Here is a 22402-nt window from a genome sequence, read left to right as displayed (position 1 = left end):
AGGGTGTAAGGATTAGGCTTGCTTTCTTCCTCGTACCCTACTTTTAGGCTTATTCCCTGGGAACTCCTTATTTCTATGAACCATATAGTACATAGAAGGAAGACATGAGAGGAGTTACATGTAATGATTGGATTCTATGATATGGACGAGGAACAAAGATTGCAATATGAGTATGAAAGAGTTATGCCAACACCACAACTGCCGAATATAAACATGCAAGATGGAATGATGCCACAACAAGGGATGCCAGGAATGATGCCACAACAAGGGATGCCAGGAATGATGCCACAACAAGGGATGCCAGGAATGATGCCACAACAAGGGATGCCAGGAATGATGCCACAACAAGGGATGCCAGGAATGATGCCGCAACAAGGGATGCCAGGGATGATGCCACAACAAGGGATGCCGGGAATGATGCCACAACAAGGAATGCCAGGAATGTTTCCGCAATCAGATACGTATAATACCGTCATTTTACCAGGGGCAGGTATACCGGGTAGCTCGGATATATACGGTATGCCACCAGTAGTTGCGCCAGTTATGCCTGTACCACCGATAGTAGCACCGATTCCAGTACCAGTTCCATATGGCGGAGGATGGGGTGGAGGTTATTACGGTGGCGGAGGTGGCCATCACCATCACGGAGGTCATCACGGAGGTCATCACGGAGGTCATCACGGAGGCGGTCACGGAGGCGGTCACGGAGGCGGTCACGGAGGTCATCACGGAGGCGGTCACGGAGGTCATCACGGAGGCGGTCACGGAGGTCATCACGGAGGCGGTCACGGAGGTCATCACGGAGGTGGTCACGGAGGTCATCACGGAGGTCATCATGGAGGCGGTCACGGAGGTCATCATGGAGGCGGTCACGGAGGTCATCACGGAGGCGGTCACGGAGGTCATCATGGAGGCGGTCACGGAGGCCATCATGGAGGAGGCCACGGAGGCCATCATGGTGGACAGCATGGAAAGAAGAAGAGATTGGAATTTTAGCATACAAACATCACGCGTAGCAGAGAATGGCGTGGCTACGCGTATTTTTTATGTTTTTTTGTTAGGAATTGAAAAAAGTTATGAGTGAGATGCCTAGGTTGATAAAACAAGATGTAGAATGATAAATAATTGAACAAGCTACGTTGCGAATTTGATTATTTGTAAAATAATGATAATTTTTGTACGATGGTGAAAACAAGCGGGGGGGGGGATACAATGAATATTCGACAAGCAAGCGTAGAAGATGTAACTGGAATTGCCAACGTGCACGTCGCAAGTTGGAAAACAACGTACGCAGGTATTATGCCAGATGGAGTACTGCAAAACTTATGTGTCACAGAACGTGAAAAGATGTGGGAAATAGTATTAACGAAGTATAAAGATCAAACAGCGGTATATGTTGCAACGACAGAGGACGGGACAATCATCGGATTTGCGAGTGGTGGAAAAGAGCAAACAGGCAAGTTTGATATCGCAGCGGAATTACATACGATTTACTTATTAGAAGCGTATCAAGGACAAGGTATTGGTCGGAAATTATTCTTATGCGTTGTGGAAGACTTACAGACAAAAGGATATAAGTCAATGATGACATGGGTTGTGAAGAATAATCCCGCAACAAAGTTTTACGAGTCATTTAAACCAGAATGTATCGCTGAAGAATATGTAGAAGATTTACAGGTAGACGAAGTGGCATACGCATGGCGGGATTTACATAAAACTATTTCGGAAAATTCTGATTAGAAAGTTGACGAATTCAATTCGTTCTATTATGATAGGACATAATTATCGAATACGGAATACAAAAGCAATGAAGAGAAAAGTAGTGTTGAATGGTTATTTTCAGAGAGCTGCGGTTGGTGAGAAGCAGCAATAATGTTCTTCATGAAGAAAGGCTCGGAGCTTCGTACGAATCTACCAGTAGGGTAGTGATGCTGCGACGGGATCTCCCGTTATCGAGATAGAGTATCGCAATCATGTATTGCTGTACTTGAAGAGGTTCGTGTGGCAACATACGAACAAACTGAGGTGGTACCGCGAAGTTTACAACTCTCGTCCTCAAGATGAATAGTCTTGATGGCGGGAGTTTTTTATTTTTTATATACATACTGGAGGGAATAATATGCAAAGTGAACAAATGATACGTCGAGTGGAAAAATTAGATGCATTGAGAGGAGAAGGAATCGAAGTATATCCAGAACGATTTGAAACGAATTATGAATTGTATGAAGCAGGGAAACTTGAAGACGGTACATCAGATGTTCGTGTTGCCGGGAGGATTATAAGTGTTCGTAACTTCCGTACATTCAGTTTCGTTACGGTGTCAAACATTGAAGGTAGCTTACAATTATTAATTCGCGAGGGAGAAGTGGACGATGTACAATATCGCCAATTTCATGAGTTCCTCGATATTGGTGATTTTATTGGTGTAGAAGGAACGATGTATACGACGAAGACAGGGGAAAAGACGTTACGAATGGAGCGGTATACGTTTCTTGGAAAAGCACTTCGTCCGCTTCCTGAAAAATGGCACGGTTTAACGAACATAGAATTACGCTACCGCCAGCGCTATTTAGATTTGATTATGACGAAAGAAACGCAACAACGTCTGTTAGTTCGTTCGAAAATGATTCGTGCTATTCGTACTTTTTTTGAAGAACGACATTTTATCGAAGTAGAAACACCAGTGTTACAACATACGTCATCAGGTGCACTCGCAAAGCCTTTCACGACGTATCATAACTCGCTGCACACAGACTTGAATTTACGTATTGCACCGGAGACATATTTAAAACGACTGATTGTAGGTGGTTTTACGAAAGTATTCGAATTTGCGAAATGTTTCCGGAATGAAGGGATTAGTCCACAACACTTACAGGAATTTACGATGCTAGAAGGGTACGCGGCGTATTGGGATTACAATGATACAATGGCATTCATGCGTGAGATGTTTCTGGAGGTATTAGAGAGAACATTTAGTACAACACATATTGAAGTTAAAGGACAAATAATTGATTTTGCAGAGGAATGGGAGGTTGTTTCATTCCACGAATTGATTTTACGTGACACGGGTATAGATATTACTAACTACCCGAATGTTGAGGGGTTATATGAAGCAACAAAAAGAAGAGGAATTGACTTAGAGCATGAAGATGTCGAATCACTTGGAAGAGGGAATTTTATCGACCTTCTGTACAAAAAAGTGTCTAGACCAAACATTGTAAAACCAACATTCTTAGTCGAGCACCCTATTGATTTATCACCACTTGCACGAGCGAATGATACGGATGAAACGTTAACAGACCGCTTCCAATTAATTATTAATGGTGCAGAAATTATTAATGCGTACTCCGAGCTAGTTAATCCAATTGAGCAACGAAGAAGATTAGAAGACCAAGCATTGTTAAAAACCAACGGTGATGCCGAAGCGATGGAGATGGATGAAGATTACTTACTCGCGATGGAGTACGGCATGCCACCAATCTCCGGATGGGGATTCAGTGTTGAACGTTTGCTTATGGTATTAACAGGTAGTGAGACGATTAAGGATTGTGTGTTCTTCCCGTTGACGAAGAAGGTGTAGGGTATTACAAAAGATAAACTACCTGTCATGATGAACAGGTAGTTTATCTACTTAATTTTCTTTTTTTATCTGTGCTCGAACTGCTAGTAATCCAATAACTCCTGCTAAAAAGGAGCCAGGTAAACTATATAGTACGTAGCGCCAATCGTCAGTTAGAAAGGAGATACATAGAAAGATACTTGGTACAGCAGTTAAGACAAATATAGAGATAAAGAACGCTAGCTTCTGGTTACGATTCTTACGTTGTTCTTCCCAATCGATTGTATCGCGAACGTTAACATATATGGTTAAGATACCCCACGATCCCACATGAATGAATAGAAGAATGCCTAATAGTTGAGCACTAGAAAATGAAACTCCAGCTATATATAAGAAGAACATCGCGTAAATGTAAACTGTTGTAACAATCCAGCTGTTCGCTCGTGCATCTCGTGCACGTTCTACATAGCGTTCGTCTAGACCTCTTACTTCTCTTGCTTTCTTTCTACCAAACCACCAGCCACCTAAGGCGCAAGCTATACCAACCAAAAATCCAATTATGCCGTAATTAACGTTCATTTCTTTTCCCTCGCTTCCTCAAAAATGAAAATATCTTCAATCTGTAAGTGAAATACTTGGGCAATTTTAAAAGCTAATTTTAACGACGGATCGTAGCGCCCGTTCTCAATGGAAATAACCGTTTGTCTTGAGACGCCAACGCGCTCAGAAAGTCCTTCTTGTGTTAAGTCATGTTGCATGCGTAATTCACGTAGTTTATTTTTCACTTTGTCACCACCTTGAAGTAAAGCTTCCTTTACGTATAGTGTACTTGACATTCAGTAAAAGTGTTCCAAAGAAAAAACGCCTTTTTTTACAAAAGGTACTAAAAAAGAGAACTCTAATTTACTAGAGCTCTCTGCGTTGCTTAGAAGTAATTATTCAAGCCTTGTGATAAATAAAGCATAAATGGAAGCGAAAAACTGAAAATAATGAGTAGCTTTCCAGGTTCTTTTTGGCGTTTCTTTAAGAGGAGTTCTGTCATAACTAACAAGATCATAGCTCCGAGAATAGCCCCGTAAAAAATGAGTCCAAACACGATATGTAGTGCCCCTGAAACAAAGATTTCCGCTTTTTGTTTTCCTGTTTTCGTTGCAATAAGTTTTCCAATTTCATCACTAATGATAGATGTGATAAAACAATAAACTGCAACGATTGGAAAGGCGAATACCATAAGTGTATGTACTGATGCAATCGCATAAGAAATATGTTTTTGGAAAGTTAGATTTTCGGCCCCGTACGTATTCGGCCAAATGAATGATACGAGTACAAAGAATATGCAAGCTGCTAGTGATGTTGCCACCGCTTTTCGTAGTAATGCCATGTGATGTTTCCCCCCTGTTACGCCCCCTATCTTACCATATTTTATATAGAAGAAATGAAAAATCGGAATAAAAAACCGCTTAATTTGGGACATTAAAAAGAAAAATGGGCGGAGGTATGCTTCATGTGGAAAAGGGTAAGGTGGATCGGGATGATCGCCCTGATGTGTGTGATAACATTCCCAACTGTGATGAAGCAAGTGACAACATACGGTGAAGAGAGTGACTATGCATCGGCAGAGGTGGAACATACAACGCATGACGAACAAGAAAATCGTGTTACGTTTGCCGTGATGAGCGATGTGCAGATGAAAGATAATGATGACGACGATATTTCCAAGCTAGAGCGTGCACTCGATATGGTGAACAAATATGCACCGAAACAAGATGCAATTGCAGTAGTCGGAGATTTAACGAACAATGGACGGGAGAAACAATATAATCGGTTCATGACAACTTTTTTAGAAAAAAAGCAACAAGAGGCAGTGTCATTACTAGCGATTGGTAATCATGATTATTGGAATAACTTGTCGGCACGTAATTCTCATAAGCGTTTCAAGGATAAAACAGGAATGAAGAATATTTTTTATCATCATGTCATTAATGGCTATCACTTTATTGTACTAGGAACAGAAAGTGGAACGACACACGGCTTATATTCGATTCCTCAAATAAAGTGGTTGAAACGTCAATTGAAAATGGCGGAGAGGGATAATCCAACGCAACCGATTTTTGTCTTTTTGCATCAACATGTGAAAGGGACAGTATATGGAAGTGACGAGTGGGGCACATCAACGAATCATACTTTTCTCTATAAAGCACTAGCTCAGCATCCGCAAGTAGTCACCTTTTCTGGGCATTCTCACTATCCACTTAGCAGTCCGAAAAGTATTCATCAGCGTGATTTCACGTCCATTGGACTTTCATCTGTGAATTATATGGAAGTAGAAGAGGGAATGACACAAGGGAGTTTTCCGACAGGGCATACGGATGTGAGCCAAGGAATTGTTGTAGAGGCGAATGGTGACAATGTGAAAATTAAGCGAATTGACTTTTTAGCAGGGAAAACGATTGGGAAACCATGGGTTATAAGAAAGCCATCGAAAGTGACGACATTCAGTTATACGGATAATCGAGATAAGGTTAAGCCAATATTTCGAAACGATGCAAAGGTTAGTATTGATGAAGGGAAAAGTTCGAAAAAGTCACTTGAAATCACATTTGATCAAGCACTGGATAATGAATGTGTACATGCATACCGGATTAAAGTAATTGACCAAGAAACAAATGAAGTGGTAAGTGAGAAACAAATGTTCTCCGAATTTTATAAAACACCAATGCCGGTGAAGTTAGATGCGAAGATAGAGGGTTTGGAAAAAGGGAAGACGTATCGCATTGAAATTACGGCGATTGATTCGTTTTTAAATGAGAGCGAGGCACCGCTAATTGTACAAGGTACGACAAAATAAAAAATAAACAACAAAAAGTGACTTCTTACTTGCTATATATATAGTGAAAGGGGATGAGGAACATGGCAAACGAAACAAAAAAATTGTTAACGTTGCAGTTGGAATTCAAAGTAGGAGAAGGTAGTGAAGGAGAGGTACTAGTGAAGCGTAAAACGTACCGAAACATTCGTCCAGCTGCTTCTGCGGCAGAGGTTCTTCCGATTGCCCAGGCAATTGCATCGCTTCAAACGTTATCATTACATGAAGTAAACACAATTGTTACATCTGAATTAACAAACTAAGGGGAGGGAATAAGAAATGGCACAAGTTCTAGAGATGAAGTTTTTGAATGAGGACAACAAGACGGTTACACTTACAATTGAACATCCAATCGTACCAGTTGATGAGAAGAAAGTGGACAAGGTGATGGAGACAATTGTCGCGGCGAATATTTTTCAGTCAACAGGTGGCATGATTGTTGCATCAAAGAGTGCACGAATTGTGGAACGTACAGTAACAGACATTCCGTTAGCATAAGAAAAAACAGGCAAAGAGTGACGGCTCTTTGCCTGTTTTTTTAGTGTGGTAGAAAGATTAGTTGGAAGAGGAATAATACCGCAATCACATAAGCGAGTGGATGGATGTCACGGTATTTTCCTTTTACAATCTTCAAGATTGGATACGAAACGAATCCTAATGCAATTCCAGTTGCGATGCTAGATGTAAGAGGCATCGTCAAAATAACGAGGAATGCTGGAAGTGCTTCGTCAAATTGTTCCCATTCAATATGCTTCACATGCGAAATCATAAAGCTACCTACGATGATAAGCGACGGAGCCGTAATTGCCGCTACACCAGAAATAGCATCTACAACATTGCTGAAGAAAGCTGCGATTAGGAACAATCCTGCCACGATGACAGTCGACAATCCTGTTCTTGCACCTGCTGCAACACCAGCCGATGACTCTACATATGCACTCGTTGGCGTTGTTCCGAACATGGAACCAATTGCTGTTGCAAGCGAGTCCGAGAATACAGCACGTCCTGCTTTTGGCAACTTGCCATCTTTCATGACGCCAGCTTGTTGGGCAACACCAAGCATTGTGCCAGTCGTATCAAAAATCGTAATTAATACGTACGTAAAGACAACGCCGTACAGGCCGTACTCCGCAACAAGTGCAATTGCTTCAAGCGGGTTCCACACAATGACACCGTCTGGTAAGTGTGGGATGGATACGATTTGTTCTTTAAATGATAGTTGACCAGTAAAGAAAGCAATCGCACCAGTAATGAACATACCGATGAACAGTGCGCCGTTCACGTTTAACCCCATTAAGATGATTGTGATAAGGAAACCAATTAACGTTAAAGCAACTGCTGGGTCACGTAAGTCACCGAGTGCTACATAGTTAGTCGGGTGACTTACGATAATCTTCGATAAGCGAAGTCCAATGAAGGCAATGAATAAGCCAATCCCAGCTGCAATTGCATGCTTCAAGTTGTGCGGAATTGCATCAATTAATTTCACACGGAACGGTGTTAGTGATAAGAGTAAGAAAATGATTCCACTTACGAACACCGCAGCAAAAGCTACTTTGTAATCAATTCCAGCTTCCGTATTTACAACTGAATAGGCAAAGTACGCATTTAGTCCCATCGCCGGCGCAACCGCAATCGGTAAGTTTGACGACAATGCCATCGTTAATGTTCCGATAATCGTCGCAATAATTGTCGCCGTAAAGCTTTGATCAAACGGTACTCCTGCATCTGCAAGAATAATAGGGTTTACGATAATAATGTACGCCATCGTCAAGAACGTCGTCAGTCCCCCAACAATTTCACGGCGCACGTTCGTCTGTCTGTTTCGTAAATCAAACATGCTAATTCCCCTTTATGTAAAATTTGTATAGTGTAAATATTCCGTATTATATGTCGTATTTCCTTATACATCATGCCATAACTTTTCGGGGATGTCTACTTAAAAAACGATTATTTTTTTTGAAAAGTTCATTAATGTACGTGTTTTAATTGTTTTTATGTATTTTTTGTGCAGGTATGTTCTGGTTTTTGTCTTTTTTATGGGATAGATACTTATTTTATATGTTAATTGATGACATGATTCGTGTGAAAGGACAAGGGGGAATTTCTATATGATATCAAAAAAATATTTTTTTTCATAAAAACCTCCTATGAGTTGGCATATTAATTGTATAGGAGAAGAAGGAGGAATGTTCGGTTTTATCTATTTCTGACTAATTTGAAAAAATGGTCATAAATCGCCTAAATAGACAGAAAGTATGTTAAAATAAAGGTAACCACTATATAAAGGAGGAATTTAATGAAAAAGGTAATAGACTATTTGTTATTAACGGTTGGCTCAATTATTGTTGGTGGAGCGCTTGAGCTTATATTAGCACCGAATGATTTAGTAGACGGTGGTGTGACGGCGATTGCGATTATGGTCAACAATTTATGGGGTTTGCCAATTTACACGGTATTCCTTGGAATTAACTTGCCGATTCTGTTATTTACAGCGAAAGAGATGGGTAAGAAATTCTTTGTTCGCACGTTGTATGCGAATGTCATTACAACGATTGCATTAATTTACTTGAAACCATTCCCAGCAATTACGACGTCCGAGTTATTAATCGTGTTATACGGCGGAGTATTGTTCGGTGTAGGTGTTGGGATTGTTGTCAAGGCTGGCGGGGCAATTGATGGTTCAGAAATGTTAGCTGTTTGGGTGAACAAACATTGGAACATCCCAATTAGTACGTTCTTATTAGCGCTAAATGCTATTATCTTCACATTTGTTGCCTTTGTGTTTACGATTGAACATGCGATGTTCTCGCTTGCGATTTTCTATATTGTCACGAAAATGATTGATGCTATCTTAGATGGATTTAATCGCGGAAAATCGGTCATGATTATTTCAGGGAAAAGCGAAGAAATTGGCGCAGTATTAATGAATGAATTAAAAGTGTCGATTACGTATTTACATGGAGAAGGCGGATTCTTAGGGGATAACCGAAAAGTAATCTACTGCATTACGAACCGTCTTGTCTATCCGAAATTAAAAGATGTTGTCTTATCGATTGATCCACAAGCTGTGTTAGAAGCTTCTTATGTAAGCGAAACAGCCGGTGTGAAGAATCGCTTGAAATCGTCATCTTAATAAAAAAGCTCTATTCTTCACTAGGAGGAATAGGGCTTTTTTGTATAGAAGGAATAAGTATGAGAAGTTGTGTTATTCATTTCGGTATACGTTGTGAAGGGACGGTCTTTTTGGACAGTCCCTTTTTCTTTAGTGCAACAAGTTATCCAATAGAGCAACATGTTCTCGGTCTTTGTTCAAAATATCGCGAATGAGTTGATGGCTTTCGATGTCTAAGTTTCCTTTCACGATGTCTTCTGATACTTCCACTCCGTAGTAACTTTCACCTTTTCGCGCCTGTTCGATAATTCCTTCTAGTGTGTCAGAGCTGGTGAATGTACTGATGAATCCTTGCACAGAACCAAGTAGCCCTTCGCTATCTACGGGTACTCCTCCGAGGTTTTGAATACGCTCGGCCACTTGCATGGCATGTTGTTTATGGTCTTGTTGGATTTGTTGGAAGGTTATTTTTATGTGTGGGTCTTCAATTTTTTCAATAAAGTGTTCATAGGTGTGAATCCCCATGTATTGACCTTTTAGAAACTCATTTAACGTATGAATGACGTCCATTTCTTCATCTCCTATCTATGTAGGTAGTATGTGATGAAGGAAAACATTTTATTTCCCTTTATCCGACAAAACTAGAACATTTTCATCAAAGGATTCATATAGAAGTATCTCTAATTACTAATAGGGTGACAACACGAACCAACATGTCTATCCAACTAGATATCTAACATAATAGAATTTAAGAAAAGAGGAGCGGGAATAATGAAAAAGTCATTAAAAGTTTCATTAGCGTTAAGTCTTATGGCATCAGGATTAGGGGTAATGGGACAACCAACAGCTGCGAAAGCATCAGAATCAGTGAGTGATGCGGCGTCACTTATGCCATCTCTTGAAGGGAAAAATGTTATCGTTGGTTATTGGCATAACTGGTTAGGAAAGAGTGATGGGTACCAAAATGGAACGTCCAACAGTGATAGATTGTCGGAAACACCGTACGGGTATAATGTTGTAGATGTCGCTTTCATGGTCGCAAGTGAAGATAATCGTATTCCAACGTTCAAACCGTATAATGGGACAGACAGTGAATTCCGTGCAGAAGTAGCGAAGTTGAATGCAGAAGGTCGCGCGGTTATCCTTTCGATGGGTGGTGCGGAAGCTCATATTGACTTTGAAGAGGGAGACACACAAGCATTTGCGGATGAAATTATTCGTCTCGTTGAAACGTATGGATTTGATGGCCTTGATATCGATTTAGAGCATAAGGCAATTACAGCTGGAGCAAATCAAAAGGTTATTCCAGAAGCACTGAAAATCGTCAAAGAGTATTACAAAGAACAAGGAAAGAACTTCCTTATTACAATGGCACCAGAGTTTCCGCATTTACGAACAAATGGTAAGTATGTGTCATATGTGAAAGACCTTGAAGGATATTATGACTTTATCCATCCACAACTGTATAACCAATGGGGCGATGGTGTGACAGGTTTAGACGGGAAATATCTTGCACAAAACAACGATGCGGTGAAGGAAGACTTCTTATACACTATTTCCCATTACATGATCAAAGGGAATGGATTCGTCCAAATTCCAGCACATAAATTAGCGCTTGGTTTGCCGGCGAATCCTGATGGTGCAGGTAATGGTTATGTAAAAAATCCAGAAGATTTGAGACGTGCATTGGAACGTTTGAAGGCAGATGGAACGCCAATTAAAGGATTGATGACGTGGTCGGTAAACTGGGACGGTGGATGGGATAAAAATGGAAACCCTTACAACCATGGCTTCGTGAACACATATACGCCAATTATTCATAACGGTGGTGTTGTAGACAAGGAAGCACCGACAGTTCCAGGAACGTTAGCATCAAAAGTACAAACAAAATCAACTATTACATTACAGTGGAATGCATCTGCTGATAATGTGAAAGTGAAAGAATACGAGATTTATAGAGATGGTAAAAAGATTGGTACATCAAACAAAACAAGTTTTACAGATAAAGGCTTAGTATCTGGAAAAGCATACTCGTACGTCGTAAAAGCGGTAGATACAAGTGGAAATGTATCGGATGCTTCAAGTGCGGTACGTGTGAAAACAAAATAATACTTAAAACTGCATATTTATAAGAAGGCGGACCTTGTAATTGTATTTTTCGACAATTGCAGGGTTTGTTTTATGTAATGAAGAAGCTTTTTATTTGTGTTTTACTTTTTGGCATCCCTTCATACTTATGATAAGGGGAGATTTTGTCATTTAGGTAGGATGATTTGAGCGAAGAGAATTGAATTTGTGCATTGGAGGTTATGTCGTGCCGAGAATAATGAAGCAATATATCATGTGGACGTATGCAATCTTTCTTTGTTTTTTGGTTTTAATTGGGGTCGTTATGATGGTATTCAAGATGGAAACGCTCGCTGATATATTAAAAGTTGTGTCAGCGTGGACTTCTACATTTGTTTTTATTGTTATGTTCCGTAAAATCAAACCAGGGGTTAAGTTGGCAAGCTATGTAAAAAGCCAATTTAGTGAAAAGTTGAAAGTATCTACAGTGCTATGGATTATCTTCCTTCAAGTTTCGATTTTTGTAGGAGTTCTTTTCTATAGAAGCACGGTTGATGGTATTTCGATAACGGAACAAGTTATTACATCTTGGTTAATGCTGCTAGGGGTATTTATTCATATGTTACTTGGAGGTCCGTTAGGAGAAGAACTTGGTTGGAGGAGTTATGTATTAACGGATTTGCAACAGACATGTAGTCCGTTGAAATCAGCAATTATTGTGGGTATATTATGGGGGTTTTGGCATACGCCATTATGGTTTTTGTCAGGATATGGAGGAATGCAGTTAGTTCAATATATTATTTGTTTTATGGTTTCTATTATTGCGACATCTATCATTATGACGACATTTTATAACATAAATCGTAACCTTGTGATTCCAATTATTATTCATCAGCTGTTTAATTACTTTATGACAATTCAAATAGGAAATCGAGTAGATATTTTCGTTAGTACGGCTATTTTATATGTGATAGCGGCGGTAGCTTTGATTTTAATTAATTATAAACAATCTTTATATAAACGTAATATATGATAGATTCGTATATACATAGAAGGAACCCCCTCCTTTCATTATGAAGTGAGGGGTTCTTTCTAGTTTGTTACGGGGATGGAACTCTTGCTGCTGAAAAGCTTGTGAATTCTCCAGAAGCTAGAATTGTTCCTCCAGATCCGTCTCCGTTATCTAGTGTAAAGGTGACTGTAACAATGTCGCCAACATTTAGTTGAAGGATGGTAGAGATGGAATTGGAATTATCAACGGTTAATCCTGGTACAAATATATTAGTAGAGACGACTTGTCTTACAGCGTTCACTTCAATATTCATCGTGATGGAACTCGCGATAGCCCCGTTAGTTGGGACAAATCCAACACTAGCACAAATATAATAGACACCTGTTTGAGTAGGAACGAACGAATTTGGTGTATATTCACTGTTTAAATCAAATATTTCATCAGGAAACATGACAGTAATAGATGTGCCAGTTGAAGCAATAATTTGAGGTGTTGTATTATTTTCTGCCCTAAATGCTGATTGTGGACTTTCAGCGGTAGAGCCAGTCGCCCCGGTAGAGCCAGTCGTTCCAGTAGGTCCAGTGTCGCCGGTAGGTCCAGTGGGTCCAGTCGCTCCAGTAGGTCCAGTGTCACCAGTAGAGCCAGTCGCCCCGGTAGGTCCAGTCGCTCCAGTAGGTCCAGTGTCGCCGGTAGGTCCAGTGGGTCCAGTCGCTCCAGTAGGTCCAGTGTCACCAGTAGAGCCAGTCGCCCCGGTAGGTCCAGTCGCTCCAGTAGGTCCAGTGTCGCCGGTAGAGCCAGTCGCTCCAGTAGGTCCAGTGTCGCCGGTAGAGCCAGTCGCCCCGTTTGAGCCGGTAGGCCCAGTGTCGCCAGTAGAGCCAGTCACCCCGGTAGGTCCAGTCGCTCCAGTAGGTCCAGTGTCGCCGGTAGTACCTGGTGGCCCTGGTGGTCCGGGAGGTCCGTTTGAGCCGGTAGTACCTGGTGGCCCTGGTGGTCCGGGAGGTCCGTTTGAGCCGGTAGTACCTGGTGGCCCTGGTGGTCCGGGAGGTCCGTTTGAGCCGGTAGTACCTGGTGGCCCCGGTGGTCCGGGAGGTCCGTTTGAACCGCTGGTGCCTGGTGGTCCAGGGGGACCTGGAGTAAATGAGCTAAAATATATTTTTTGAAATAGGTGGTTAGTTGAAGGAGAAAAATACATGTACGTGACTCCTTTCTAGTATTAAAAAGTCAGGTGAATACGCGCTATGTACTTAGTAAATGATGGTGGTGGAGAAAGTGTACCCTTTATAGAACAGGGAATTCAAAAAAATAGGCAAAAAAAGATTACCCTCCGTGAGAGGGTAATCTTTTTTATTTAATCGACACTAACTGGAATAATTCTACTTTCTTTGAAATATCGACTGTTTTTTCTTTTGGATTCTTCTCGAAGTGTAAGATACCCATTGTTTTATTTGTACCTTGGATAGTTTGGAAAGTAGTATCATCTACAATCGTAAATGAGTCAACGTAACGGCGACCTTCTCCGATAATTGTGTTTCCTTCATATTTCAGTGCTTTGTTGTTTAGGGAGAAGTTATTCATTGCGCTTTTCGCAAAGTAAATGCCAGTGTCGGCTGTTACAGTTGGTAGGCTCTTTAATAATTCTGTTTCATCTCCGCTTGTAACTGTATAGAATAACTCTTTCTTTTGTAAGTCTTCTGCTGTTGATTTACTCATCACTAGTGTTTTTTGATTATTTACTTCAACGATTTTGATTGCATGTGTGTTGCTTGATTTTACTTCCTTTTTATATTCGTTCATTGTTGTTTCTACTTGTGCTTGGTCACCATATACGATAATACCGTGAGCTTGTTTTGAGATGATATCCATTAATCCGCATCCAGAGAATATCGAGATGGAAAGGATAGCGATGAATGCTATTTTTAATTGATTTTTCATAGAGTTTTATCTCCTTTTTTGTAGTGTGTATATGTAGTATAGAAAAAATAGATCAAAAGAAATATCGACTTCTCTTACAGGAACATTACATTGTTGTCATGTGTGAAAAAATGGGAATGTGGTATGATAGAAGTAATACGAAGAAAAAGGAGATGCAACATGAAGAAATCAACGATTATTTTACTCTCTGTACTCGGAGTGGGCGTTATATTAATAGGAATGTTCTTTTCGAGTTATAACGGTTTCGTATCTGCAGAGGAAAATGTAAATGCGAAATGGTCGCAAGTAGAGAACCAATTGCAACGAAGATCCGATTTAATTCCGAATTTAGTCGAGACAGTAAAAGGATATGCGTCGCATGAGGAGAAAATTTTTACAGATGTAGCAAATGCGCGTGCGAAGTTAGCTGGTAGTACGACACGACAACAACAAGCAGCAGCAAACGATGAATTATCAGGTGCATTAAATCGCTTACTCGTTGTGTCAGAAAATTATCCACAGTTAAAAGCAAACGAGAACTTTAGGCAATTAAGTGACGAATTAGCTGGAACAGAGAACCGTCTTGCGGTAGCACGTAAAGACTATAACGATACAGTAGCTGAATACAATAAGAAAGTGAAGAAAATGCCAGGAGCAATTATTGCCAATATGTCTGGATTCCGTGAGAAAGAATATTTCAAAGCAGCACCAGGCGCAGAGCAGCCGGTAAAAGTGGACTTTGGTACAAATAAGTAGGTGAGAGCGATGTGGAAAAAAATCGTACTCGCTTGTTTCGCGTTGTTTTTGATCTATCCATCCGTTACGTTAGCGGATATAAAAGATGATATTCCAAATCAAAAAGGTGATATTTATGTACAAGATCCATACAATTACCTTTCTCCAAGCGTTAAGCAAAAAGTAAACCAGCAAGCGAAAATAACAGATCAACAAACGACAGCGCAAATTGGTTTCTTACTTGTCCAATCGTTACATGGTAATACAATTCAAGAATATGCAGTAGAGGCATTTCGAAAATACGGATTAGGGGACCCAGAAAAGAACAACGGAGTACTTGTTGTTATGTCGATTGAAGACAGGAAAGCGTGGATTGAAGTTGGTTATGGCTTAGAAGGAGTATTACCTGACGGGAAAGTCGGACGTATTCTTGATGAATATACGACTCCAGCACTCAAAGGTGGGAACTATGATGCAGCAGTAGAGCAGACGTATACCGTACTTGTTAAAGAAGTGATGAGTGAGTATAACGGCACGGCAACACCAGCTAAGGAGGCAAGTGGTAATCCATTCCTTTGGGCGATTGGTTTACTTGGTGGAGGGGCTATTGCGTTTGTACTTTGGAAAGTTCTTACGCGTAACATGAATAAGGAAGAGAAGGCGCATGTGCTCTTCGTCTTCCTGCAACTGTTCCAAGTTATTTTGAGTGCAATTGCACGAAACAATAACGGTGGTAAAGGTGGCGGAAATTCATCTGGACGAGGTGGTTCGTCTGGTGGAGGTGGAGCTGGTCGTGATTGGTGATTGGTGATATAGTTAATCGACCTTTTCATACGTATCAACAATAATTTTCCCAGGATAGGATTCAAGGATGTGCCGAGCCCATACCTTCACTTTGTCACCTGTTTGCAAGTCATGGCCCATTTGCTGATTAGGAAAGACGAGGAAAGAGTGGGCTTCTCCTTTTTGTTCCTCAAAGAATACCCGATTTTCTTTGAGGACGGCGTATCCTTCTAATAGGAAAGGTCTTAGTTCGATTGGATCTGAACGATCTACTTTACTCATTAATAACGCAATACAAATAATGAGAAGAATGCATGTGGCACCAATGCGGATGAGCCACTTACGCATATACATCGCCTCCTAGAAATGTTCAAAAGCTACATGCTTTTGAACATTTTTCTTTAATCACGAATAATGCCGTGACTTGTTCCAATTAAGACTTCCTTATTATGCTGATTTGTATATACTGACTTAATTTCGACTTTCTTGAATCCTACTGCTTGTTCGATGTTCGTAAGTGTTACGTTGCATGTAATGGTATCGCCTGTGAATACTGGGCGGATGAACTCGCTATTCAGTTGCCTGGCAATATAATTCATGTCACCGCCAATTTTCGTCCCAATACTTGCGGTTAATAAGCCGTGAACCATGAGTCGCCCTTTCTCATCGTGCTCCATATGATGTCGACCTTTGTCACCTGAAATACGAGCAAATTGTAGTACTTCTTCTTCACTAAATGTTCTCTGCCATGTTAATACATCACCGATTGTAAAAGTCATATGTACCTCCTTATCAATATTTTTCTGTATATTCAGAATATAACACAACGGATGTGCATTTTCTTCATTTTTTGTAGAAATAGGCGAACCTCTTGTCTACTCAGAAGGTGGACGTGAATAGTATAGGGTATATGGGTGGTGAAATCGATGTACCAATATAACGAGATCCTCGCCGACCGATTAGAAAAATTAAAAAGTTATCGGTTTTATTACGGGGAAGTCACCAGCACGATGATAGAGGAAGCAAAGCAATATGAATTGCTTATTGTAAATCCGTCTTTTTTTACGAAAGAGCAAGTAAAAGAACTACAACAACAAGGTGTGCTTATGATTGGGTATATAGATGTAGCGGAAATAGATGCAGAGAATAACCAGAAGCATAATATCGTCCGAGAAGATGACTATTATAAGGTGGACAAAGAGAGAGTATATTACTGGGAACACGATTCGTATTTAATGGATATGTCTTCACCGCATTATCGAACATTTTTGTTAGAGGAATTGAAACAACATATCCATAAAAAAGGATTCAACGGTATTTTACTAAATACAATTGAAACGATAGAAGAAGAGTTTCTTGGGAGGCCAGAGGAATTACAGAGGCAAGCAGAAGGATTTTCTCGCTTCCTTCAACAAGTACGTAGCCGTTACCCACATTACATTATTTTGCAAAATGGTGGCCTTACGATTGTGGAAGAATATAGTCATGTGTATATTGACGGCGTTGTATTAGAAGGTCTCCATTACAAAGATGTCGTCGAAGAACCGGAAGTGCTACGTGCTACAACGAAGCTTTATCAATTTAACAATCGTATGGATCTTTCTGTCTTTACCGTCTCCTATGTAAACAAAGTGAAGAACACACAACTGGCAAGAAAATTAGGATTTAAACATTACCACGAAAAAGGCGATTATGATACATGGTAACACCCAGCTCTTATCATATGATAAGAGCTGGGTGTTTGTTTTTTATACTACAAAGCCAGTACCTTATACGGGTACTGGCTATTATGTTATGCACGTTCTTTACGTTTCTTTACGTACCATACAATCACGAGTATACCGAGAATGGCTAGAACAGCGTAGATAACGTTAGAGAATACATCCATGTATGCAACAATATCTTTCCACGATGCACCAACTGCAGCCCCGACATTAACTAAAATCGTGTTCCAAATAAGTGTTCCGATTGTCGTAAATAATAAGAACAATGGGAAGTTCATGTTCGACATCCCGGCAGGAATGGAAATAAGGCTTCGAATTAGAGGGATCATACGGCAGAATAATACCGTCCACATACCGTACTTATCGAACCAAGCATCTGCTTTATGGATGTCTTCTTTTGTTAAACGCAAAATGTGTCCATAGCGATCAATGATTTTTTCTAAGCGTTGTACGTCTAAGAGGCGACCAACACCGTATAACAGAACCGCACCAACGACAGAACCGATTGTTGCGACAATAATAACCATTGTGATAGTTAAATCTGATGTTGTTGTGACAAATCCACCAAACGTCAAGATTACTTCTGACGGGATAGGCGGGAATAAATTTTCAAGAGCAATTAAGAAGAATATCCCCCAATATCCGAACTGCTCCATAATTTGTATAATCCAAGATTCCATGAAATTCTCCCTTTGTTATACATTGTTTTTTGTATGTAGATTTCCCTATTATACGCATAAAAAAGGTAAGAAACTAGTCTCATTATATTACGAGTGTGTAACTTTTTTGTAAATTTTGAACTTGTTTCTGTTAAATGATGTGTTATTATCTTCTTAAAGGAGCGTGTTACTTTGTGAAAAAAGATTTTAATATTATTCTCATCTTACTATCCATTGTAGTAGTTGTTCTGACTGCTATTAGCATAAAGAAATTTTTTCTCATAGATGACAGCAGCGGTACGTATGAAGGATATGTTATAGAAAAACAAGGAATGAGAATCATCGCTAGAGAAACGCTTTTGGAAGAAGAGAAGTCAACAGAAATTCATTTTATGTTTTCAAATGAAAATATAATCCAAGATATAAAAGTAGGACAAAAAGTATCCATTACGCACGGGGACATCGTATCTACCGAACCAACAACAGCTCATGGGGATACAATCACTATAATAGAATAGTATAGTGATTTCTACCTATAGATTTCAGAAAAATTAGACAAATAAAAGAAATGCGTGCTATACTTTTACATATAACAGTAGGACAAGAAGAAAGGAAGCGATTTTTATCAGTAGAACAGTGTTAGCACTAGACGTAAAAGTAGACAAAAGTAATCCAGCTTTAACTGAAGGAGAAAGAAAAATTGCGGGAGTTCTATTCTTGAATATATGTGTGGCAGCAATTACAGGCGCAATAGGTACTGATGTGCGAATGAATCCATTAGAGCGAGGAGAAGATGCTATTTTCCATCATCGTTTTTCATGGATAGCAGCTATATCAGAACAACAAGCACATGAATTACGAGTAAATTTAGTACGCCGTATGCAAACAGCAGGAATTATGGCTGGGATTGAGGAAGGAATGGATGTTTCCGTGGAACTTCCTGTACTTGGTGGCGTGAAATAAATAGAAGTGATAAGGAGCTGTCTACGGATAGTTCTTTCTTTTTTAAAAAATTAGGGAAAATTAGACATGTATAAAGGTATGTGGTATCTTTTGTAAGAATATGTTAAAGGTTCCTTGCATATTCCATACGAAATGAAGATAAAAGGGAGAGGTTTTTATTAGTAAAACAGTACCAGCAGTAGACGTGAAAGTAGTCAAAAGAAATCATGATTTAAGCGAGCGTGAATTAAAAATTTTGGATGTTTTTATTTTGAACTTATGTGCAGCTACAAATGCAGTTGTAACGGGGAAAGGTATGGCACTTAATCCATTAGAGGACAAAGAGGATGTTATCTTTCAAAGGCGCTTAGCTTGGCAATCAGCAATTTCAGAAGAACAAGCAAATCAATTTAAAGAAATGGTAACACGTCGCATCGAAACAGCAATGGAAATGTCAGGGGTTGAAGAGAATGTGGAAGTTTCCGCTGAGGACGTTGTATACGGTGGCGTGAAATAATAGAGAAAAAAGTAGTTGTCCATGGACAACTACTTTTTTTGAAGGGAAACTCATTTGGTATAAAGGTATTAATTACATACATAGACGAATGCTGCTACGGATAGATAGAAGGGTGGATAGGGCACCAGCATATTTCATTGAACCCACTCCTTAGAAAGTTAATTCCCTGTATTTTATACATACTTCTCCGAAGGACAACCAGAATAATCTGGTTGTTTTTGTTGACGTTTCCATTTTCATCCTTTAATATTTAAGTTAATTAATTATTTCATAAAGAAAGGAATTAATTGTATGATGGAACACGATTTAGAAAAGATGCAACGTATTCAACTGTTAATGATGTCGGTAAGGAGGAAACAGCGTCCTATTTTCCATAAGGCAATCCAACCATTTAATGTGACTCCGCAGCAATATTATGTGTTAAAGACTTTGTATAATGATGGAAGTGCGCGTGTGAATCAACTTGCAGAGAAGATGCAAGTGAAGCCCAGTGCAATTACGATTATTGTGAACAAGTTAGTTGAGCAAGAATTAGTCATTCGTGAGTATGACGAAGAAGATCGTCGTGCAGTGAATGTGTATTTGACGACAAGCGGAGAAGAATTAGTGAAGAAAGCAAGACGCCTACATGGGGAACTAATGCGTCGTTATTTTGCACGCTTTTCAGAGGAAGAGCTAGAAACATTCATTACGTTATATGACAAATTAGATATGATGATGCAACAAGAAAGCATGGACTAAAAGTAAGGGGGAGTCGCATGAATTCGATGCGTGCATTAGTAGGATATATGAAGCCGTATCGTCTGTTCGCGATTATCGCGCCACTTCTTATGGTGCTTGAGGTAGCAATGGACCTACTACAACCAATGATTATGCAACACATTATTGATGTTGGTATTGCGAATAACGATACGGAGTATGTACTCAAGATGAGCCTACTTATGATTGGAGCGGCAGTGCTCGGTTTAGTAGGTGGAATAGGGTGTATGATTTATTCGGCGAAAGCGTCCGTGAACTTTGCGACAGATATTCGCCAAGATGTATTTCAAAAGATTGAAACATTCTCAAGTCGCAATGTGGATACATTCGGAAAAGGAAAGTTAATTACAATTGTGACGAACGATATTGCGACCATTCAGCTTGCGGTGACGATGACGCTTCGTATACTTGTTCGTGGACCACTTATGTTCTTAGGCAGTATTATTATCGTCTTCTTCACAGCGAGAGAACTATTTCCAATTTTAATGGTTGTCGTACCAATTATGCTGGTCGCTATTATTGTGTTATCGAGTAAAGGTGGCAAACTATTCAAAAGTGTACAAGAAGCAGTCGACAAAGTGAATACGAAGCTTCAAGAAAATTTAGCTGGTATTCGTGTGGTGAAAGCGTATGTGCGCAAGCGACACGAAGTGGAAGGGTTCGAGAAAATTAACAATGAATTAACGTCACGAAGCATGGTGGCAGTGCAAGTTGTTTCGCTTATGTTGCCTATTATTATGCTCGTCGTTAGTTGTGCAATTGTTGGTGCCCTTTGGCTTGGTGGCGTTCAGGTAGCAGATGGCATCATTGATATTGGAGTTATTCTTGCATTCATTAACTATTTGAATCTTATTTTAATGGCGATGGGGACAATCAGCATGGTATTCATGCAAATCGCGAAAGCATTCCCGTCGGCAGACCGTGTGCAAGAAGTATTAACGACAGAACCAGATATTCAGCAACCATCTAGTTCATACAATCCAGCTACGGTAAAAGGGGATGTAACATTCCAAAACGTTTCCTATAGTTATGTGAAGAACGATGAACAAGTATTGAAAGACATTTCCTTCTCCGTACAGGCGGGACAAATGGTTGGTGTCATCGGTTCGACTGGTAGCGGAAAAACCACATTAGCGAAATTGTTACCACGTTTGTATGATGTCGATGAAGGGGTCGTTCACATAGACGGTATCGATGTACGTAAATTTGAGTTACAAACATTACGTTCGGCAATTGGATTTGTTCCGCAAAAAGCATCGCTCTTCTCAGGAGAAATTCAGACGAATATTCGCTTCGGAAAAGAAACAGCAACAAATGGTGAACTAACGAATGCAGCGGAATATGCATGTGCGCTTGAATTTATCGAGAAGCTAGAAGACAGTTTCGCTCATACGTTAACCCAAGGAGCGACGAACCTTTCTGGTGGACAGAAGCAACGTGTCTCGATTTCACGTGCGCTCGTTCGAAAGCCAGCTATCCTCATTTTAGATGATTCAACTTCGGCAGTGGATGCCAAGTCAGAACAACATATTCAACAAGCACTGAAAGAACACTTTATTGGTACAACAACGTTTATGATCGCATCAAAAATTTCATCCATTCATGAAGCGGATAAAATTCTCGTACTCGACAACGGTGAACTAGTGGGCGAAGGAACGCATGATGAACTTCTTATGCATTGTGACGTCTACAAAGAAATTTACGTGTCGCAAGGTGGAAAGGTGGTGCAACATGGCTAACCAAAACCGTACTC

28 protein-coding genes, 1 pseudogene and 1 other annotated feature are annotated in these 22402 nt (G+C 40.1%); of the genes and pseudogenes, 19 read left to right on the top strand and 10 right to left on the bottom strand.

Features of this window, described 5'->3' with window-relative positions:
• Positions 1-123: 123 nt before the first annotated feature.
• From IEV41_RS09515 to lysS, 3 genes are all read left to right on the top strand, one after another.
• The gene (locus tag IEV41_RS09515; RefSeq protein WP_188388152.1) at positions 124-996 is read left to right on the top strand and encodes a hypothetical protein; all 873 of its coding nucleotides are present in this window, start codon (positions 124-126) and stop codon (positions 994-996) included.
• A gap of 216 nt (positions 997-1212) precedes the next feature.
• Positions 1213-1740, top strand: a complete 528-nt coding sequence (locus IEV41_RS09510) for a GNAT family N-acetyltransferase (RefSeq protein WP_188388151.1) — start codon at positions 1213-1215, stop codon at positions 1738-1740.
• Between the two features lie 58 nt (positions 1741-1798).
• Positions 1799-2060: a binding site (T-box leader), on the top strand.
• Positions 2061-2119: 59 nt separating this feature from the next.
• On the top strand, positions 2120-3580 hold the full coding sequence (lysS, locus tag IEV41_RS09505; protein WP_188388150.1) for a lysine--tRNA ligase: 1461 nt from the start codon (positions 2120-2122) through the stop codon (positions 3578-3580).
• A 51-nt stretch (positions 3581-3631) separates the two neighbouring features.
• Here the strand turns inward: lysS and IEV41_RS09500 are convergent, their stop codons facing one another.
• From IEV41_RS09500 to IEV41_RS09490, 3 genes are all read right to left on the bottom strand, one after another.
• The gene (locus tag IEV41_RS09500) at positions 3632-4138 is read right to left on the bottom strand and encodes a hypothetical protein (RefSeq protein ID WP_188388149.1); all 507 of its coding nucleotides are present in this window, start codon (positions 4136-4138) and stop codon (positions 3632-3634) included.
• On the bottom strand, positions 4135-4344 hold the full coding sequence (locus tag IEV41_RS09495; protein ID WP_188388148.1) for a helix-turn-helix transcriptional regulator: 210 nt from the start codon (positions 4342-4344) through the stop codon (positions 4135-4137). The genes IEV41_RS09500 and IEV41_RS09495 overlap by 4 nt, the downstream gene beginning before the upstream one ends.
• A gap of 140 nt (positions 4345-4484) precedes the next feature.
• Complete coding sequence (locus IEV41_RS09490; RefSeq protein WP_188388147.1) at positions 4485-4940, bottom strand: hypothetical protein; 456 nt, start codon at positions 4938-4940, stop codon at positions 4485-4487.
• Between the two features lie 150 nt (positions 4941-5090).
• Between IEV41_RS09490 and IEV41_RS09485 the strand changes: the two genes are divergently transcribed.
• From IEV41_RS09485 to IEV41_RS09475, 3 genes are all read left to right on the top strand, one after another.
• The gene (locus tag IEV41_RS09485; protein WP_188388146.1) at positions 5091-6407 is read left to right on the top strand and encodes a metallophosphoesterase family protein; all 1317 of its coding nucleotides are present in this window, start codon (positions 5091-5093) and stop codon (positions 6405-6407) included.
• Between the two features lie 62 nt (positions 6408-6469).
• A complete protein-coding gene (locus IEV41_RS09480; RefSeq protein ID WP_188388145.1) occupies positions 6470-6688 on the top strand; it encodes a DUF1659 domain-containing protein in 219 nt (72 codons plus the stop codon).
• 16 nt (positions 6689-6704) lie between these two features.
• Positions 6705-6923 (top strand): DUF2922 domain-containing protein, encoded by a 219-nt coding sequence (locus tag IEV41_RS09475; protein ID WP_188388144.1) that lies wholly within the window; start codon positions 6705-6707, stop codon positions 6921-6923.
• Positions 6924-6963: 40 nt separating this feature from the next.
• On the opposite strand, the gene IEV41_RS09470 is transcribed toward IEV41_RS09475, so the two are convergent.
• Positions 6964-8265 carry an NCS2 family permease gene (locus IEV41_RS09470; protein ID WP_188388143.1) on the bottom strand — a complete coding sequence of 434 codons (1302 nt, stop codon included), beginning with the start codon at positions 8263-8265 and terminating at the stop codon, positions 6964-6966.
• A 459-nt stretch (positions 8266-8724) separates the two neighbouring features.
• On the opposite strand from IEV41_RS09470, the gene IEV41_RS09465 reads away from it, so the two are divergent.
• Complete coding sequence (locus IEV41_RS09465) at positions 8725-9561, top strand: YitT family protein (RefSeq protein WP_188388142.1); 837 nt, start codon at positions 8725-8727, stop codon at positions 9559-9561.
• A gap of 129 nt (positions 9562-9690) precedes the next feature.
• Here IEV41_RS09465 and IEV41_RS09460 read toward each other — a convergent pair whose 3' ends face one another.
• The gene (locus IEV41_RS09460) at positions 9691-10110 is read right to left on the bottom strand and encodes a DUF2383 domain-containing protein (protein ID WP_188388141.1); all 420 of its coding nucleotides are present in this window, start codon (positions 10108-10110) and stop codon (positions 9691-9693) included.
• Between the two features lie 201 nt (positions 10111-10311).
• Between IEV41_RS09460 and IEV41_RS09455 the strand changes: the two are divergent.
• The 3 genes and pseudogenes from IEV41_RS09455 to IEV41_RS09450 all read left to right on the top strand — a co-directional run.
• Positions 10312-11358 (top strand): annotated as a pseudogene (locus IEV41_RS09455) (chitinase); the annotation flags it as partial.
• Positions 11335-11649: a fibronectin type III domain-containing protein gene (locus tag IEV41_RS20350; protein WP_373284206.1), complete on the top strand. Its 315-nt coding sequence runs from the start codon at positions 11335-11337 to the stop codon at positions 11647-11649. The pseudogene IEV41_RS09455 and the gene IEV41_RS20350, both read left to right, overlap by 24 nt.
• A 205-nt stretch (positions 11650-11854) precedes the next feature.
• Positions 11855-12640 (top strand): CPBP family intramembrane glutamic endopeptidase, encoded by a 786-nt coding sequence (locus IEV41_RS09450; RefSeq protein ID WP_188388139.1) that lies wholly within the window; start codon positions 11855-11857, stop codon positions 12638-12640.
• A 67-nt stretch (positions 12641-12707) separates the two neighbouring features.
• On the opposite strand, the gene IEV41_RS20395 is transcribed toward IEV41_RS09450, so the two are convergent.
• Positions 12708-13502: a collagen-like domain-containing protein gene (locus IEV41_RS20395; protein WP_420850758.1), complete on the bottom strand. Its 795-nt coding sequence runs from the start codon at positions 13500-13502 to the stop codon at positions 12708-12710.
• On the opposite strand from IEV41_RS20395, the gene IEV41_RS20390 reads away from it, so the two are divergent.
• Positions 13480-13779, top strand: coding sequence for a hypothetical protein (locus IEV41_RS20390; protein ID WP_444544314.1), 300 nt, complete (start codon positions 13480-13482; stop codon positions 13777-13779). The two genes, IEV41_RS20395 and IEV41_RS20390, sit on opposite strands and share 23 nt — an antisense overlap.
• A 184-nt stretch (positions 13780-13963) precedes the next feature.
• On the opposite strand, the gene IEV41_RS09440 is transcribed toward IEV41_RS20390, so the two are convergent.
• Complete coding sequence (locus IEV41_RS09440) at positions 13964-14551, bottom strand: lipoprotein BA_5634 family protein (protein ID WP_188388137.1); 588 nt, start codon at positions 14549-14551, stop codon at positions 13964-13966.
• A 159-nt stretch (positions 14552-14710) separates the two neighbouring features.
• Between IEV41_RS09440 and IEV41_RS09435 the strand changes: the two genes are divergently transcribed.
• Both IEV41_RS09435 and IEV41_RS09430 read left to right on the top strand, forming a co-directional pair.
• On the top strand, positions 14711-15286 hold the full coding sequence (locus IEV41_RS09435) for a LemA family protein (protein WP_188388136.1): 576 nt from the start codon (positions 14711-14713) through the stop codon (positions 15284-15286).
• Between the two features lie 9 nt (positions 15287-15295).
• A complete protein-coding gene (locus IEV41_RS09430; protein WP_188388135.1) occupies positions 15296-16069 on the top strand; it encodes a TPM domain-containing protein in 774 nt (257 codons plus the stop codon).
• Positions 16070-16081: 12 nt separating this feature from the next.
• Here the strand turns inward: IEV41_RS09430 and IEV41_RS09425 are convergent, their stop codons facing one another.
• Both IEV41_RS09425 and IEV41_RS09420 read right to left on the bottom strand, forming a co-directional pair.
• Entirely contained in the window at positions 16082-16396 is a 315-nt protein-coding gene (locus tag IEV41_RS09425) for a DUF3221 domain-containing protein (RefSeq protein ID WP_188388134.1), read from the bottom strand.
• A 53-nt stretch (positions 16397-16449) separates the two neighbouring features.
• Positions 16450-16827, bottom strand: a complete 378-nt coding sequence (locus IEV41_RS09420; protein WP_188388133.1) for an FAS1-like dehydratase domain-containing protein — start codon at positions 16825-16827, stop codon at positions 16450-16452.
• Positions 16828-16974: 147 nt separating this feature from the next.
• On the opposite strand from IEV41_RS09420, the gene IEV41_RS09415 reads away from it, so the two are divergent.
• Positions 16975-17754, top strand: a complete 780-nt coding sequence (locus IEV41_RS09415; protein ID WP_188388132.1) for an endo alpha-1,4 polygalactosaminidase — start codon at positions 16975-16977, stop codon at positions 17752-17754.
• Between the two features lie 86 nt (positions 17755-17840).
• Here IEV41_RS09415 and IEV41_RS09410 read toward each other — a convergent pair whose 3' ends face one another.
• Complete coding sequence (locus tag IEV41_RS09410) at positions 17841-18452, bottom strand: DedA family protein (RefSeq protein ID WP_188388131.1); 612 nt, start codon at positions 18450-18452, stop codon at positions 17841-17843.
• A 173-nt stretch (positions 18453-18625) separates the two neighbouring features.
• Here IEV41_RS09410 and IEV41_RS09405 point away from each other — a divergent pair, with 173 nt between their 5' ends.
• The 5 genes from IEV41_RS09405 to IEV41_RS09385 all read left to right on the top strand — a co-directional run bounded on the left by IEV41_RS09405 (position 18626) and on the right by IEV41_RS09385 (position 22388).
• The gene (locus tag IEV41_RS09405; protein ID WP_188388130.1) at positions 18626-18949 is read left to right on the top strand and encodes a hypothetical protein; all 324 of its coding nucleotides are present in this window, start codon (positions 18626-18628) and stop codon (positions 18947-18949) included.
• A 199-nt stretch (positions 18950-19148) separates the two neighbouring features.
• Entirely contained in the window at positions 19149-19394 is a 246-nt protein-coding gene (locus IEV41_RS09400) for a hypothetical protein (protein WP_188388129.1), read from the top strand.
• Positions 19395-19578: 184 nt separating this feature from the next.
• Positions 19579-19890: a hypothetical protein gene (locus tag IEV41_RS09395; RefSeq protein ID WP_188388128.1), complete on the top strand. Its 312-nt coding sequence runs from the start codon at positions 19579-19581 to the stop codon at positions 19888-19890.
• A gap of 291 nt (positions 19891-20181) precedes the next feature.
• Positions 20182-20631, top strand: coding sequence for a MarR family winged helix-turn-helix transcriptional regulator (locus IEV41_RS09390; RefSeq protein ID WP_188388127.1), 450 nt, complete (start codon positions 20182-20184; stop codon positions 20629-20631).
• Positions 20632-20648: 17 nt separating this feature from the next.
• Positions 20649-22388 (top strand): ABC transporter ATP-binding protein, encoded by a 1740-nt coding sequence (locus IEV41_RS09385; protein WP_188388126.1) that lies wholly within the window; start codon positions 20649-20651, stop codon positions 22386-22388.
• The last annotated feature ends 14 nt before the right edge of the window (positions 22389-22402 follow it).

The organism is Priestia taiwanensis, assembly GCF_014638355.1.
GTDB classification, from domain to species: domain Bacteria; phylum Bacillota; class Bacilli; order Bacillales; family Bacillaceae_G; genus Priestia_D; species Priestia_D taiwanensis.
The sequence above is the reverse complement of the archived record's forward strand: the minus strand, read 5'-3'. Positions and strand labels throughout refer to the sequence as shown.